This window comes from Bifidobacterium psychraerophilum, assembly GCF_000741705.1.
In the GTDB taxonomy this organism is placed as follows: domain Bacteria; phylum Actinomycetota; class Actinomycetes; order Actinomycetales; family Bifidobacteriaceae; genus Bombiscardovia; species Bombiscardovia psychraerophila.
Genome location: NZ_JGZI01000008.1, coordinates 105,843 through 120,613, shown reverse-complemented (window position 1 = coordinate 120,613; position 14,771 = coordinate 105,843). Strand labels below are relative to the sequence as shown.

The following is a 14,771-nucleotide window of genomic DNA, read 5'->3' as shown; positions in this document are numbered from 1 at the left end:
GGTTTCCCCTTCTTCTCTCTTCGCCGGGGCCATTCTCCCCCGCGATATTTCGAATCATCATCCATCCCAGGTTTTCGGATCGCCGTTTCCCCATGCCCGTACATTCACACCATGCACGGAGAGCGCACCAATCCCAATGGAAGCATTCTCCTTGCAGGCGGATCAATCAACTATGCTGTTGTTGTGTGCACTGTAGGGGGAAGGTGTTCCAATGTGGGATCTTGATGTTTCGGATATTCGTCAGTATGCGGCCACTGGGAGGCTGCCCGCCGCATCGGAGGTGGACGGCATTCTCGAACGCGCCCGCGAGCGCGCATTCCGGCATCACGAAGGTAAGGTGGCGGACTACATCCCCGCCCTGGCCAACGCCGACCCGGAGGTCTTCGGCATCGCAATCACTGAAAGGAATGGCCGCGTCCATCAGCTTGGCTCGTATGACCACGCCTTCTCCATCCAATCCATCTCGAAGGTCTTCGTGTATGCCTTGGTTTGCGAGGTGATTGGTCATGAGGCCGCGCTCAAGACCATCGGCGTCAATGCGACCGGCCTCCCCTTCAACTCGGTTATGGCCCTTGAACTGAATGGCGGGCACCCCTTGAACCCGATGGTCAATGCCGGTGCCATAGCCACAACCTCATGCGTTCCCGGCAACAGCGCCGCTGAACGGTGGGAATTCATCCAGTCGGGGCTTTCGGCATTCGCAGGCCGTCCACTCGCTATGGACGAGGACGTCTACCGATCCGAGGCGCTCACCAATCAGCGCAACCAAGGCATCGCGAGGCTGCTCAACGCTTATGGGTATCTCAAGGGCGATAGCGACGAAACGGTGGATGTCTATACCCGGCAATGCTCTCTGCTGGTCGATGCCCACGATCTCTCGGTCATGGGAGCAACGCTTGCGGACGGCGGGGTGAATCCGGTCACCGGGAAACGTATTGTCGGCGAACAGGTCGCACGCGACGCCCTGGCCGTTATGGCCACTGCAGGATTGTACGAGCGCTCGGGGGAATGGCTGGTCCAAATAGGCTTACCGGGCAAATCCGGCGTCGCCGGTGGGCTGCTCACCGTGGCACCGGGCAAAGGGGCCGTGGGAAGCTACGCGCCACGTCTGGATGAAGCGGGCAACAGCGTACGAGGCCAGGTCGCGGCGGCATATCTGTCTCGTGCATTGGGGTTGAATCTCTTCGCCTCTTCACCCGGCGCCGCATCATCTGATGTGGACGAAGAGGGCGCCGAGAAACATGAGTAAGGAAAGACGTCTAAACACCGAATGGTCTTTGAAGGATCCATGGGAGGAACAATGACAGAAGCACGAACAACAGACGAGTCACCTGTGACAACGGAATTCGCGGCGACAACACGGAACTCGTGGGTGCCGATGGTCGGGCTATTCCTCGCTCAGGTGCTGATGTCCTTCAATGTGGCCGCTTTGCCCGTTTCCATGGGAGGCATGGTCGAGGACTTCGGCGTCCCGCCGACCAGCGTGTCCACGGCCATCGTGACATATGGCCTGGTGGTCGCGGCGCTGGTCATGGTCGGCGCCAAACTCGGTCAGCGCATCGGCTGGGTGCATATATTCCGCGTCGTGGTGGGCATCTTCGCCCTTTCCGCGCTGTGCATGGTGCTGGCACCATCAGTGGTGTGGGTTATCGTCGCCCAGGCTCTTGCGGGCGCCTCCGCCGCCATCATCGTGCCCTCCCTGGTCGCCTTGATCGCCGAGAACTATCATGGCGCCCAACAGGCGACGGCAATCGGCTCACTGGGCTCGGCACGGGCTCTTTCCGGTGTCAGCGCCTTCCTCATCGGCGGGACATTGGCGACTTTCGTCGGCTGGCGACCTGTGTTCGCCATCGTTCTGGTGCTCGCCCTCACCGTGTTCGCCTTCAGCTTCCGTCTGCGCGGCGACCATGGCGATGCGACGCTGGATATCGATCTGGTCGGAGCGCCTCTTATCGGTTTGGGTATCGTCATGCTCACCTTGGGTGTGAACAACCTCAATGGCTGGGGTCTGCTCAGGGCCACGGATTCGGCACCCTTCACGATTCTCGGGGCTTCACCGGCCCCTCTGCTCATCGTGATCGGCATCATCCTCGTTCAGCTCTTCGCCATGTGGACGCGCAGGCGTTCGGCAGAGGGCAAGGAGCCCCTGGTCGAGCTCGGCATTCTGAAGTCATCACGCGAACGCTCCGCGGTATTCGCGATGTTCGTCGTGGTGGCGTTGGAGGCCGCATTGAACTTCACCATCCCGCTGTACATTCAGATAGTCCAGGGCAGGAGTGCGTTCAGCACATCGATGGCCATGCTCCCATTCAATCTGACGGTGTTCTTCACCGCCATGCTGGTCGTCCGCGTATACAAACGCTTCACCCCACGCCAGATCGGGGTGTTCTCCTTCGGTCTCACCACCTTCGCGTTGCTCTGGCTCGCCTACGTGGTGAACAACAACTGGGAGACCTTCCCCACGATACTGGGCCTGTTCATCTTCGGCGTCGGACAAGGCTCATTGGTCACCCTGGTATTCAACGTGCTGGTCACCTCGGCCCCCAAGGAGTTGGCCGGTGATGTCGGCTCCATACGCGGCACCACCCAGAACCTGGCATCGGCAGTCGGCACGGCGCTTGCCGGAGCGCTTATGGTCGGCCTGCTGGCGGGGAACATCACGGTCGCCCTGAGTGACAGCGAGAATCTCTCCCTGCCGCAGGACCTGACCTCGCAGGTCGATCTGGACAATACCAACTTCGTCTCGAACGATCATCTCAAGGAGGTGCTGGCTGGCACGACGGCCACACCGGAGCAGGTCGATGCCGCGGTGTCGTTGAACGAACAGGCGCGTCTTTCCGCGCTGAAAACCGGCCTGCTGGTGCTGGCGGCCGTAAGCGCCATCGCGATTATTCCGGCCAGCAGGCTCCCGCGCTACAAGCCCGAGGAGATTCCCGACCCCGATCCCGTCGTGAAGGACGAGTAATCGGCCGATCCCATACGGCTCAGCCATTCGAGCACGAGCGCCCCGCTGAGATTCGGCTGTTCAAGATGCACGTTGTGACCGGCGGCATCAAGAACGCTGAATGTGGCTCTGGGATAATGTTCGATCCGTCTCCATGCGTCCGCATACCCCACCACCTGATCCTGACGACCGGTGATGAACAGGCTGGGCTGTGTGAAAGGCTCCGGATGCGCGTCCTCCGGCTCCTGCGGGAGTGAGTAGTCGGCGGATATACGCTGCAGCGCCCTTCTGTCCGCCGCTTCGATGCCGGGACGCACATACACGCTGAAATCCTTGGCATGGGCCGCGGTCTGCACCACGGCCATCTGCGCATAGTCCTCGCCTTCGTCACCGAGCGATGCGATCAGTTCAGGATCCTCATGCAGAACCGTTTGCGGTGGCACGTCTCGTTTGGAATGATCGGCCACGAACACGCCGGCCAATGTGGCCAGGCCGAGCACCTGGGAGCGCAGATCATGCGCGATGCACCGAGCGACCATGCCGCCGAAGGAGTTGCCGATCACCGCGAAGCGCTCACCTGCCAGATGCTCATGGATCCAATCCTCCACCTCATCAACAACATCCTGGGAGCTCTGCACATCGCCGATCGCGCTTTTGCCGTGCCCGGGAAGATCTATCAGTATCTGTCTCCATCCGCCGGATTCACCGATCGCGTCCCTCAACGAGTTGAGGATGTGATGATCCACACCGAAACCATGAATCAGCAGCAACGGCGTACCATTCCCCTGCTCCTCGACATACATCAAGCCGCACCCCCTGTGCTCGTCCATAATCAGAAGTCCCGGCGACGGTATGAACCGTTGCCGGGACTCTCAAACCCCATCCATCTTCGAACGAGCTACAGACCCAGAACCTCTTTGAGGGCCTCGGCAAGCGGTGTGAGCGGCTTACCGAGCACCTCTTCGAAGTCCTTGGATTCCACTTCAAGATCGCCTGCCTTGATCAGCTGCTGTATGCCGAGAATGCCCTGAGCAGCCTCAGCGGGAAGGCCCTGTTCGCCCAATGCCTTCACGAATTCTTCGTCATCCAGAGCGCGGGCCACGATCGTCTTGCCTGCAGCCTGCGACAGCGCCTCGGCCAACTGGGTGTAGGTCACCGCATTGCCGGAGAGCTCGACTATCTGAGCGTTGTGCTGCTTGCCCGAGAGCACCCGTGCCGCCGCCTCGCCGTATTCGCGCTTCAATGCCCATCCCACCGTCGCATCGCCTGCCGCGAAGTCGAGTTCACCGGAATGCAGCGCGGCCTTGAGCAGGGGCGTCTCGTTCTCCAAGTACCAGTTGTTGCGCAGCAGGGTGTAATCCAGTCCCGAGCGCTCGATCAGCTGTTCCGTGAACTGGTGATCGACCGACAGCATGTTGTCCACGTTGGTGGCGTTCGCAAAACTCGTGTAGGCGATGAAGGAGACACCGGCCTCTTTGGCGGCATTGACGACATTCGTGTGCTGTGCCTGCCTGTCCCCCGGGACTCCCGAGATGAAGAGCAGCCTGTCCACTCCTGCGAAGGCCTGCTTCAACGAAGCAGGATCGCCGTAGTCACCTACGCGCACCTCAATGCCCTGATCCTTCAGTGCCGTCGCCTTCCGCTCATCGCGTACCAACGCGACGATCTCGGATGCCGGGACCAGTTTCTTGAGATAGTGAAGCGCATAACCGCCCAGACCGCCGGTCGCTCCTGTAACCAAATATGTCATGGTGACTCCCTTTCATGCACGTCCCCTGCACCCTTGCGGTGCAAGGCTTTCATCCGTTCCCACCTGTTTCGTACATGCATGCGACTGCTTGGGGTCTCACACACCGGGAGACAAGTGTCCGGTTTTGCTGTATATTTTTAATGTACAGGTAGAGAATATATAATTTCCTCTGTCCAGTCAAGTTGGGATGGATGTGATCCAGTCCAGACGGAGCGAGCCGGATTCGGCCGGAACGCTCGGATTCAGCCGATGAGGGGTTTGCACAGGAGGCGTTTGCCATGAGGTATTCCACGCGATTCAGCGATGCGGTGCATATCCTTGCCTATATCGCCGTCTTCTCAGACACGGACTCCGTCACCAGCGACATTCTGGCGGCAAGCATTGAGACCAACCCCACGAACGTGCGCAAGATCATGGGTCTGCTCCGTCAGCACGGGCTGATCCGCACGGTCAACGGTCGTCCGAAACCAACGCTCAGCCGCCCCGTGGAAGACATCACGCTGTATGACGTCTTCACCAGCGTGCAGGGGGATACCCGGCTGATCGAGGTGGACGAGCATACGAATCCCCGCTGCATCATCGGAGCGAACATTCAGCAGGCGCTTGAGAAGCAATACGCACGCCTTCAGGAAGCGGCCGAAAACGAAATGAGGCATGTCACCCTCGCCGACATCCTTCGGAGCATCTCGTCCTCGGCCGTAAACGCCAATCCTGACGACAAGGAGCTTGTGAAGGCCTTCCTGTAACGCGGGGCGGTGGATCACCTTCACGGAGGCGGCCGCGGTTGACGATATGCGCTCCATGCCCGACCCGGTGCAAGCGCGGTCTTCCGATATGCCTCGCTATCTGCTGCGCAACAGGCCTTCCACCATATCCTCCATCGATTCCTGTACCGGCCGGTAGGAGATATGCAGTTCGCGACGGCTTTTGCCCGCATTCGCCCGAATCACATGGCCGACATTGCGCCGAACATACGCCCGACTGAGGCCTATCATCGGCGCCACGGCCAAAACCAGGGCCTTCGGAAGGGCGCGACCCGGCAAAGGCAGGCTGCTGCCGAAGCGTGGTCTCAGGCTTTGCGCGAGCGCGAGTGTATCCGTATCCTCGGCCGCGATGATGTGACGTCCGCTCGCCCCAGGCAGATAGGCCGCTGCGATATGGGCCTTCGCGACGTCCCGAACATCCGCGACCGTCACGCCGATCCGAGGCAGGCCCATGCGGCCGGTGCCCCCGATCATCTGCCGGACGATCGTGAAACTATCGCTCGTCGGATGGGGATTCAGCGCAGGGCCGATCACCAACGCCGGGTTGATGGTCACCAGCTTCCAGCGATCCTGCGACTGCACCATATGCCAGGCCTCGCGTTCAGCGAGCGTTTTAGAATAGGAGTAAGGCTCGCGATCGGTGGAGGAAGTGTCATTCCACTGCTCCTCGGTGATGATGCCGCCCGGCCGCTGCTCCACATCCACGGCATCGCCATAAATCGCGGCCACCGAACTCGTGAGCACCACCCTGCGCACATCGGGGACATCGCATACGGTACCGAGCACATTACGCGTCCCCTCAAGCGCGGGCTCCACCAGATCACGCATGGGATCGGAGACATCGCGCACAAATGGCGATGCCATGTGGAACACGATCGAGCATCCCTCCATCGCCGCGGCATAGGAACCGGAATCCAGCAGATCGGCCGCGAACAGCTCAAGGCGTCCGGGTGCCCCCTTGGCGATATCCAGCAGGTGACCCACTTTGTTGCGGTCCCCGGGATTGCGCACTGCGGCGTGCACACTCACACCCGCATCCAGCAGGCCTTTGACGACCCAACTCGCCACATAGCCGTTGGCTCCCGTCACCAGCACCGGTTTCGAAGTGTCCATTGGTATTCCCGATACGTCGATAGACGTGTCCATAATCGCTGATCCCATGCGCCCATCGTCACACACATGGGGATGCCCCACACAATTCGCCCGACAGCATAGCCCAGCCCGGACGAGGTTGCGGCACGGGGCTTCACAGAGCCTCCCCCGATCATCCCTTCGTCTCGGCGTGGCATGGGCTCCGGGCAGCTTAGACTCATAACCGTGGGGACCGCAGAACCTGAATTGATGCGCCTTTCACCATGGACCGCCAGGGGGATGCTTGTCATAGCGGCGGCCGCTTGGGGAGGCGGCTACACCTTTTCCAAAATCGCACTTGAATCGCTTTCGGTGCAGTGGATGATGTCCTGTCGTCTTTGCCTCAGCACCTTGATCATGGTCGCACTGCTCTGGCGGAGAATACGCAGAACACATCTTCCACATCTGATCGTCCCGGGCGTGCTGTTGGGCGTCTCCTACTGGGCCGCATTCATGTTCCAGATGCGAGGCCTGGAAGTCACCGAGCCCGGTCGCAACGCCTTCCTTACGGCGACGTATTGCGTATTCGTACCGTTCCTCGTGTGGATCGTCACCCGGCAGAGACCGGCCGCCCGACATATACTCGCGGCACTGATCTGTCTGTTCGGCGTGGGCTTCATCGCCATACCCAAACTCGGCGAGGGCCTGAGCCTGGGCCAGGGTGATGTGCTGAGTCTGATCGGTGCGGTGCTTTTCGCCGGGAATCTTGTGCTTTCAGGCATGTTCGCCAAAAAATTCGACATGCTGATGCTTACCCTGATCGAATTTCTCACGGCCGCCATGCTCTTCACCTCAGGCGCCCTCATCACCGATCCCCTGCCCGGAGCGGGCGATTTCACATGGACCACCATCGCCTCGCTCGCCTATCTGATCATCGCCTCGACGTTGATCGCGCAGAATTTCCAGAATCTCGCGTTCTCCAAAGTACCGGCGGCACAAGGTTCCCTCATCCTGTGCACGGAAAGTCTCTTCGGCCTGCTCTTCTCCGTCCTGCTGGTGCATGAGCAGGTCACCGCAACGAGCTTCGTGGGTTTCGCCCTGATCTTCTTAGCGATCGTGCTTTCGGAAATCCGTTTGCGCAGAAGGCCCCGGACCCCGAGGCCGATGACCGGACCCCGTGCGGACGTGCTGTAGACGACCATCCTCCCGATGTGCCCATCCCGAACACGCTCACATGCATGCCGGGCTGGGCCTCCGGCGTTCCTATCACATTCCCACCGCCTTCCCACCGCACGCTCATTACGCTCTCAAGAATCGTTGATTTCCCGGTGCTAATTTGTATATTCACCAGCAGCAAGTCATCGTATCGTTACATCACCAAAGCGTAGGGTGGTAGTCATGAGCACTGCATCGCGGGCAGTTCCCGTACAGATCGCACCGGCCAAAGCGGCTGGGTCGCTCGAATCCGGCCAAAAAAGGCCACAAGCACAAGCTCCCGCGACTCAGCAGGTCTCGGATCTCATCCGCAAACCACGGCTGCGTGGCATCCTCCACCTCATCGCATTCCCGATCAGCATCATCACCTCGATAGTGCTGATCTGCATCGCCCCCTGGGGCCCGATGAAAGCCGGTGCCGCCGTATATGCGGTCAGCACCGTCCTGCTATTCGGCAATAGCGCGCTGCTCCACGTAGGGCACTGGGGACGACGGATGAACATCATCCTGTGCCAAATCGACTACGCCAATATCTTTCTGATCATCGCAGGCACCAATACGGTGTTTCTCCTCGCACTGCAGACCCCGTTGCGGTGGCCGTACCTCATCATCGTATGGTCCGCCGCATTGCTCGGTTCCATCTGCCACGCGATCTGGCATGACAACCACGATTGGCTTTTCACCACGATATATGTGATTCTCGGACTTGCCGCGGTCGTCCTGTTCCCGCTGCTATGGAATGCTCCGAATCACGGGCATGCCGTGACGGTTCTCCTCGCCGCAGGCGGCGCCGCCTATATTGCGGGAGCCGTGTGTTTCGCCATACGCAAACCCAATCCCCTGCCGGGATGGTTCGAATACCACGAGGTCTTCCACGCAGGCACCATCATCGGTTATGCCTGCCATGCCGTGGCGGCCTTCATCACCGTGGCGTCCACCGCAGCGGTCTGAACACCCTGCGGCAGCGGCATCACCGCTCCCGCAGGCTTCTGCGCCTGGCAATCGCGATATGCAATACGACGATGCCACAGGCTATCAGCGTACCGATCCACGGCACCGCGAATCCGCTTTCAGGCCCATAGGAATCGAGCACCACGCCCGTGATCGCCGAACCAAGCGATGCCCCCAGCGCGCCCAGCGCATTCAGCCATGAAAGCCCCTCGGTGAGATGACGCGGTGGGACTCCGCGCTGCACGATCATATTGCATGTCGCGATCGTTGGCGCGATAAACAGTCCGGCCACAAACTGCAAGGCACCAAGCACCAGAAGATTGGCCAGTGTCAGATGGAAGGAGAAATAGCCCAGCGTGAGCATGAACAGCAATATGCCGTACCTGGCCCACAGAGTTCCCTTCCAATTACGAGACCCATACAGCAGCCCCCCAACCATCGATCCCGCGGCGAATACGGCAACCATCACACCCACCAGTCCGGCTTTGCCTTGGGCCTTGGTGAGGGCGACGATACTGACGTCATAGCCATTGAACGCGAGATTCAACAGCATGTAACTGAACATCACCGCGACGATGCCCGGAAACACCGGAAGGACCCTGCCGATGGCGGCCGCGATTCGCTTCCGCCCACCTCCGGGACGGCCGGGGGCTCCAGGGATCTCCTGCGTTTGCGGATCCGGAGCATCCGGCGAGATTCCCTCCCCGCCCCTTGCATCGCCGTGGCCGAGGGAGGTGTCCAATTCCGCGTTCTGGATGCGCGCGATGCCGGGCTGGGTGGAAACCAGGGCGAAGAAAGCGAATCCACCCACCAGCAATGCCAGTGCGGGGACAAACAACTGTGAAACAGGATGCACGGATGTCGCGAGGACGGTGGCGAAGATCGGACCGATGATGAAAATCAGTTCATCGACCGCGGATTCAAAGGCGTAGGCGGTTGTCAGCAATTCACCATGGCCGGAACGCTCCAGCACCCACGACCAACGTGTCCGCACCAAGGCGCCGAAGGAGAACTGTGTCGCTCCCATCACAAAAGCAAGGAAAAACAGCAGCCACAACGGAGCGGTCAACAGCACAGCTCCGGCGAACACCAGCATGCTGCTGATTGAGAGCACCAAGGCGATCCTGCCGACCGAACGCTGCCCGTAGCGGTCAAACAGCCGAGCAAACATCGGCGTTCCTGCTGCAATGCCAATCACATTGAGTGCGCTGACGATGCCCGAGCTGGTCCAATCCCCATAAATGCCATTGATCGCAAGCACCGTACCGAGTGGAATCATCGATATCGGCAACCTCGCCAAAGCTGCCGCTGCGGAAAATGATTTCGCTCCCGGAATCTCAAAGATTCTGGCATACAGACTGACGGCCTGCATCGTTCCACTCCCATTTCTTCCCAGACCGGCACGTTCCGGCCTGACCCATCGTATTACACCTCTGCCCCAAGCCCTCATAGCTTAGCTGTCATCCCGGGCGTAGTCGAGGGCCGGATCCTATCGGAACACAGATCCCTCGACTACGCCGGCCCGCACGGCCCAGCGGTCCTGACGCGCTCACGACGGTGTGCGCCCAATGGCCTTCAGTCCTTGGTGAGTTCGTGTGCCATCTCGTCGAAGCATTCGACATAGGCATCGATCGCGGCATCATCGTGGATGATGCTCAGCGTCCATTCCTCCTCGCGTCCGGGAGTCATGTACACGCCCCTGTTCATGTTGAACAACCAGGCCAGGTCGGCAAGGTCCTCACGCTGGTTCTGGCGGTATGTCAGATAATCGACCACCTTGTACTCGGAGAAGGTCACGCATCCCTTTGAGCCGATACCCACGGTGTATCCGGGAAGGTTGTACCGGCGGATCACATCATCGCAGCCCTCGATGATCCGGGCGTTGAGATGATCGAGATGGGCGTAGGCATCAGGGGTCAGTACATCCAGCAGGTTGGCGCGCGCGGCGGCAACGCACAGGGGATTGCCATTGTAGGTTCCGACCTGATAGACGGAGTGATCCTCCACAACGCTCATCACCTCCTCGGTGCCTCCTATGGCCCCCATCGGCAGTCCCGCGCCGAGGGCTTTGGACATCGTCACCATGTCCGGCAGCACGTCGAAACGTTCACGGGCGCCGCCTGCGGCTATGGTCAGGCCTGTTTTGACCTCGTCGAAAATCAATACGATGCCATACCGCGCCGTTATCTCACGAACCGCTTCCAGATATCCCGGCTCCGGCAACACCACGCCCAGATTCATCATCGCCGCTTCCATGATGACGCATGCGGGCAGCCTGTTTTCCGTCTGGAGCCGCTGGATCCTGCGTTCCATCGCAGCCGCATCGTTGAAGGGCACCGCCACTGTCATATCCACCGTCGCCTGGGGAACACCGGCTCCATACGGTATGGAGGTGAGGTTGTCGGCCGGACCGATGTCGTCATAGTCCTGGAAGCCGATGGAGACCATCACCGTGTCATGGTGACCGTGATAGGAGCCGAATATCTTCATGACCGTGTCGCGTCCCGTATACGCGCGGGCTATGCGGATCGCATCCATCGTCGCTTCCGAGCCCGAGTTGGTGTATCGCCATTTCGGCAGTCCCCAGCGCCGAGCCAACTCATCACCCACGACGATCGCGTCTTCGGTGGGGGCTGCGAAATGCGTACCCTTCGGGAAGCGCTCGGCTATGGCCTTGCCGATCAGAGGATGGGCGTGGCCTTGCACCATCGAGCCGAATCCGTTGTGGAAATCGTAGTATTCGGTGCCATCCACATCCCAGACCCTGGATCCTGAACCACCTTCCAGATAGATGGGCCAGGGGTCCCTGAGCTGATAGCTTGATGCCACACCACCGGAAAGATGATGGTGCGCCTGCTCATACATGGCTTTCGATGCGGTGGTGCGCGCATCCAGTCTGCTCTCCTCCCTGCCGATCAGCTCTTTGATGCGTGAGGAATCCAGCGTGACCGGGTGTGCATTGATCGTTGCGGTCGGGAAAGTCGTCGTCATTATTGTTCTCCATAGTGACCGGCCTGCGTCTGTTGGTTTTATATGCTGCTGTCCGGCCTGCGGCAGCGGCAATCACATCGGGTCAGCTTTTGAAGCTCTCCCAGATCTTGGTGTATTTATTGACCACGTCATTGGAACAGGTCTGGACCACCTCCGCCTTGTCGTAATCGGAGGGAGGCACGATCGCCGGATCGTTTTTCATCGAATCGCTCAGCAACTCGTCCACGCCGGTGATTCCCGAGTTGAAGCCCGTGTAATTCGAGGCTTCGGCCATATGCTCAGGTTCAAGCATCCAGTTGATGAAGGTTTTCGCCTGATCGACGTTCTTGGCACCCGAGGGAATCACCAGATTGTCTTCGAAACGGGTGAGGCCCTCCTCCGGATACACGTACACCATGCTTGACAGATTCTCTTTGACCCGGTGGGCATCGCCATTCCAGATCATGCCCATTGCCTCTTCGCCGGCGCTCAGGCGATCGACGATGTTATCCGAGCTGATGACCCCGACCTTGCTTTTGAATGAGGTGAGCAGATCCTGCACGGCCTGCAGCTCGGAGGGGTCGCTGGTGCAGGGTTCGGCACCTATGGAACGCAAAGCGGCGTTGATCACATCGGTCTGATCGGCAAGCAGCTGGATCGGCCCGGCCGAGGACGGAGGATTGAAGAAATCCTTCCACGAGGTCGGCGCATCGGCGGCATCTATTTTGCTCGAATCGTAGGCGAAACCGGTCGTTCCATACATATAGGGGACCGAATAGGCGTTCTTCTTGTCATAATATGGTTTTCTGAAGCTGGTTTCGATGTTCTTGAAATTAGGCAGTGAGGTTGCATCGAAATTCAGCAGCAGATGTTCATCGGCAAGCATCTGCACCATGTAATCGGATGGCACCACCACGTCATACCCGGCCCCTCCGGTCGCCTGCAACTTGCCTTGCAGGGTTTCGTTCGAGTCGAAGTAGTCGATGGAAAGGCTGATCCCCGTATCCTCCTTGAACTTCTTGGCCAGGGAGTCGGGGAAGTAGTCCGACCATGTATACAGGTGCACTTCTCCGCTGCTCGCCTCCACGTACTTTCCCGAAGCGGAGGAGGTTGAGGCCTCATCCACCGCCCCCACACCCCCCGAGCATGCCGCCAGCGGCAGTGCGAGCGCGATGACCGCCGCCATACCCCCGCCTCGTGCCAGCGCTTGATGTAATCGTCCACGGGCATTGTTCTTCATGCGTCCTCCTTGCGTTGCATCAGTGACGTACCGACCGCGATCACGATCGCCAGCATCAGCAGCAGTGTCGCCACAACATTGAGTGAAGGGTTGATTCCTTTTCGTATCAGTCCGAAGATGTAGATCGGCAAGGTCGTTGATCCTGCCGATGTGAGGAAATTCGAGATCATGAAATCGTCCAGGGATGTCACGAATGCCATCAATGCGCCGGAGAGGATCCCCGGCATCAGCAAGGGCAGCTGAATCCTGGCGATGATGGTGGCGTTGGATGCGCCAAGATCGGCGGCGGCCTCGGTAATGGCCGGGTCGAGATTCTGCAGTCTGGCGCGCAGCGGCATCAGCACGAAAGGAATGCAGAATGTCACATGTGCGAACACCAGCGGCCAGAAGCCCGGACTCATGCCCAGGAGCCGGATGAAGGAGAGCGTCGCAACGCCCATCACGATTTCAGGGATCACGATCGGGGCGTCCAGGAGCAGGGAGGCCATCGTATTGCCAGCACGGGAAAGTTTCTCCGCGGAGAGGACGAAGGCCAGTGCGAGCACCGTTGAGACGACCGTCGCGATGACAGCGACTTTAAGCGAGACCAGCGTGGCATCGATAATCGCCTCACTGGTGAAGACCTGGGCGTACCAGCGCAGCGAAAAGCCTTTCCACAGCAACGCCTGATTGCCGCCATTGAAGGAATAGACAACGACGATCAGCATCGGCAGATAGAGGAAAGCCATCACCATGACGCTGATGAAACCAAATCCCGGGAATCGTTTGAGTGGATCACGCCTGAACCACGGTTGCTTCGGCGCTGTTTGGGCAGGACGCGTTCCTGCGGGGACAGCCGTGGCAGACCGCCGTGGGGAGGCCTTTCGTGACGAATGTGCCGTAGCGGTGTCCCTCACCATATTCCTTGCGTTTTCACTCATATGGATAGACTCACTTTCTGGCTTGACCGCTTCGCCCATACCGTCACCAGCCCCGCCCCCAGCAGGGTGAGCAACAGCACGATCAGCGAGAGCACCGAGCCGAAGGGCCAGTTACGCGCCTCGGCATACTGCGAAGCGATGAGGTTGCCCGGCATCAGCACCTTTCCACCACCGAGCAGCACCGGTTGGATATAGGATCCAAAGGCCGGCACGAAGAGAAGCGCGATTGCGGAGAGCACCCCACCACTGACCGATGGCCACAGAATCCTGCGAATCACCACTCCTTTGGTCGCACCCAGATCGTAGGCGGCCTCCACCAAACGGAAATCGAATCCGGCGACCGCCGAATACAAGGGGAGTATGGCATAGGGAAGGAAGGTGTAGATCAGACCCACGGCTGAGGCGAAGGGCGTGTAGAGCAGTGTCTTCTTGCCGATTCCTATCGCCTCAAGCACGGTATTGACCGAACCGTTCTCGTTGAACATCAGAATCCAGGCATAGGTCCGCACCAGCAGGTTGGTCCAGAAGGGAATCATGATGAACAGCAGGAGGGCGCGCTGCGTTTTCTCGCTTTTCATCGCCATCCACACCGCGATCGGGAATGCCAGCGCGATGCACACCACCGTCGTCAGCAGAGCCTGCCACAGTCCGGTACCGAACACCTGCAGGTATCGGGAATCGAAACTCACATTGCCGAAGAAGTCCTCGGAGAAGAGGAACTGCTTCCACCCGGCGGTGGAGAAGGCGAACACCACGCCTCCGCCTTTTTCGGGCTGGGTCATGAAGGAGAACGCGGCGATGACCGCAATGGGACCGAGGGTGAAGACCAGGGAGACCAGCAAGGCCGGGAATGCGAAGATGCCCGAGATCCGTCCCGGTTTCGCGACGCCGGCTTTCGCTTTTCCGCCCCTTCGCTTGAGGGGCCGCGCAGTTGGTGCAGCCATAG

General features: G+C 59.7%; 13 protein-coding genes. 5 read left to right on the top strand and 8 right to left on the bottom strand.

The window, feature by feature from the left end; translation table 11 throughout:
- Positions 1-211: 211 nt before the first annotated feature.
- Together glsA and BPSY_RS02910 are read left to right on the top strand one after the other, a co-directional pair.
- The gene (gene glsA, locus BPSY_RS02915) at positions 212-1,249 is read left to right on the top strand and encodes a glutaminase A (protein ID WP_033496865.1); all 1,038 of its coding nucleotides are present in this window, start codon (positions 212-214) and stop codon (positions 1,247-1,249) included.
- A gap of 51 nt (positions 1,250-1,300) precedes the next feature.
- Complete coding sequence (locus BPSY_RS02910; protein WP_202961768.1) at positions 1,301-2,965, top strand: MFS transporter; 1,665 nt, start codon at positions 1,301-1,303, stop codon at positions 2,963-2,965.
- On the opposite strand, the gene BPSY_RS02905 is transcribed toward BPSY_RS02910, so the two are convergent.
- Together BPSY_RS02905 and BPSY_RS02900 are read right to left on the bottom strand one after the other, a co-directional pair.
- Positions 2,914-3,747: an alpha/beta fold hydrolase gene (locus BPSY_RS02905; RefSeq protein ID WP_051921560.1), complete on the bottom strand. Its 834-nt coding sequence runs from the start codon at positions 3,745-3,747 to the stop codon at positions 2,914-2,916. The genes BPSY_RS02910 and BPSY_RS02905 overlap by 52 nt on opposite strands.
- Before the next feature lie 95 nt (positions 3,748-3,842).
- Positions 3,843-4,694 carry an SDR family oxidoreductase gene (locus BPSY_RS02900; RefSeq protein ID WP_033496866.1) on the bottom strand — a complete coding sequence of 284 codons (852 nt, stop codon included), beginning with the start codon at positions 4,692-4,694 and terminating at the stop codon, positions 3,843-3,845.
- A gap of 278 nt (positions 4,695-4,972) precedes the next feature.
- Between BPSY_RS02900 and BPSY_RS02895 the strand changes: the two genes are divergently transcribed.
- Complete coding sequence (locus tag BPSY_RS02895) at positions 4,973-5,440, top strand: Rrf2 family transcriptional regulator (RefSeq protein WP_033496867.1); 468 nt, start codon at positions 4,973-4,975, stop codon at positions 5,438-5,440.
- A 96-nt stretch (positions 5,441-5,536) separates the two neighbouring features.
- On the opposite strand, the gene BPSY_RS02890 is transcribed toward BPSY_RS02895, so the two are convergent.
- Positions 5,537-6,571, bottom strand: coding sequence for an NAD-dependent epimerase/dehydratase family protein (locus tag BPSY_RS02890; RefSeq protein WP_202961766.1), 1,035 nt, complete (start codon positions 6,569-6,571; stop codon positions 5,537-5,539).
- A 258-nt stretch (positions 6,572-6,829) separates the two neighbouring features.
- On the opposite strand from BPSY_RS02890, the gene BPSY_RS02885 reads away from it, so the two are divergent.
- Together BPSY_RS02885 and trhA are read left to right on the top strand one after the other, a co-directional pair.
- Positions 6,830-7,723 carry a DMT family transporter gene (locus BPSY_RS02885; RefSeq protein WP_051921556.1) on the top strand — a complete coding sequence of 298 codons (894 nt, stop codon included), beginning with the start codon at positions 6,830-6,832 and terminating at the stop codon, positions 7,721-7,723.
- Between the two features lie 204 nt (positions 7,724-7,927).
- Positions 7,928-8,695 (top strand): PAQR family membrane homeostasis protein TrhA, encoded by a 768-nt coding sequence (gene trhA / locus BPSY_RS02880; RefSeq protein ID WP_081884163.1) that lies wholly within the window; start codon positions 7,928-7,930, stop codon positions 8,693-8,695.
- 19 nt (positions 8,696-8,714) lie between these two features.
- On the opposite strand, the gene BPSY_RS02875 is transcribed toward trhA, so the two are convergent.
- The 5 genes from BPSY_RS02875 to BPSY_RS02855 all read right to left on the bottom strand — a co-directional run bounded on the left by BPSY_RS02875 (position 8,715) and on the right by BPSY_RS02855 (position 14,769).
- Positions 8,715-10,067, bottom strand: coding sequence for an MFS transporter (locus BPSY_RS02875; protein WP_033496869.1), 1,353 nt, complete (start codon positions 10,065-10,067; stop codon positions 8,715-8,717).
- A gap of 203 nt (positions 10,068-10,270) precedes the next feature.
- On the bottom strand, positions 10,271-11,686 hold the full coding sequence (locus tag BPSY_RS02870; protein WP_051921554.1) for an aspartate aminotransferase family protein: 1,416 nt from the start codon (positions 11,684-11,686) through the stop codon (positions 10,271-10,273).
- Positions 11,687-11,768: 82 nt separating this feature from the next.
- A complete protein-coding gene (locus BPSY_RS02865) occupies positions 11,769-12,905 on the bottom strand; it encodes an extracellular solute-binding protein (protein ID WP_051921552.1) in 1,137 nt (378 codons plus the stop codon).
- A complete protein-coding gene (locus BPSY_RS02860) occupies positions 12,902-13,639 on the bottom strand; it encodes an ABC transporter permease (protein ID WP_051921550.1) in 738 nt (245 codons plus the stop codon). Before BPSY_RS02860 ends, BPSY_RS02865 begins: the two co-directional genes overlap by 4 nt.
- Before the next feature lie 182 nt (positions 13,640-13,821).
- Positions 13,822-14,769, bottom strand: a complete 948-nt coding sequence (locus BPSY_RS02855) for an ABC transporter permease (RefSeq protein ID WP_051921547.1) — start codon at positions 14,767-14,769, stop codon at positions 13,822-13,824.
- Positions 14,770-14,771 lie beyond the last annotated feature (2 nt).

What these genes read in the sequence shown, in the direction of transcription:
- glsA (WP_033496865.1), top strand. Translation starts at nt 212, where the DNA reads ATGTGGGATCTTGATGTTTCGGATATTCGTCAGTATGCGGCCACTGGG.
- BPSY_RS02910 (WP_202961768.1), top strand. Translation starts at nt 1,301, where the DNA reads ATGACAGAAGCACGAACAACAGACGAGTCACCTGTGACAACGGAATTC.
- BPSY_RS02905 (WP_051921560.1), bottom strand. Translation starts at nt 3,747, where the DNA reads ATGTATGTCGAGGAGCAGGGGAATGGTACGCCGTTGCTGCTGATTCAT.
- BPSY_RS02900 (WP_033496866.1), bottom strand. Translation starts at nt 4,694, where the DNA reads ATGACATATTTGGTTACAGGAGCGACCGGCGGTCTGGGCGGTTATGCG.
- BPSY_RS02895 (WP_033496867.1), top strand. Translation starts at nt 4,973, where the DNA reads ATGAGGTATTCCACGCGATTCAGCGATGCGGTGCATATCCTTGCCTAT.
- BPSY_RS02890 (WP_202961766.1), bottom strand. Translation starts at nt 6,571, where the DNA reads ATGGACACTTCGAAACCGGTGCTGGTGACGGGAGCCAACGGCTATGTG.
- BPSY_RS02885 (WP_051921556.1), top strand. Translation starts at nt 6,830, where the DNA reads ATGCTTGTCATAGCGGCGGCCGCTTGGGGAGGCGGCTACACCTTTTCC.
- trhA (WP_081884163.1), top strand. Translation starts at nt 7,928, where the DNA reads ATGAGCACTGCATCGCGGGCAGTTCCCGTACAGATCGCACCGGCCAAA.
- BPSY_RS02875 (WP_033496869.1), bottom strand. Translation starts at nt 10,067, where the DNA reads ATGCAGGCCGTCAGTCTGTATGCCAGAATCTTTGAGATTCCGGGAGCG.
- BPSY_RS02870 (WP_051921554.1), bottom strand. Translation starts at nt 11,686, where the DNA reads ATGACGACGACTTTCCCGACCGCAACGATCAATGCACACCCGGTCACG.
- BPSY_RS02865 (WP_051921552.1), bottom strand. Translation starts at nt 12,905, where the DNA reads ATGAAGAACAATGCCCGTGGACGATTACATCAAGCGCTGGCACGAGGC.
- BPSY_RS02860 (WP_051921550.1), bottom strand. Translation starts at nt 13,639, where the DNA reads ATGGTGATGGCTTTCCTCTATCTGCCGATGCTGATCGTCGTTGTCTAT.
- BPSY_RS02855 (WP_051921547.1), bottom strand. Translation starts at nt 14,769, where the DNA reads ATGGCTGCACCAACTGCGCGGCCCCTCAAGCGAAGGGGCGGAAAAGCG.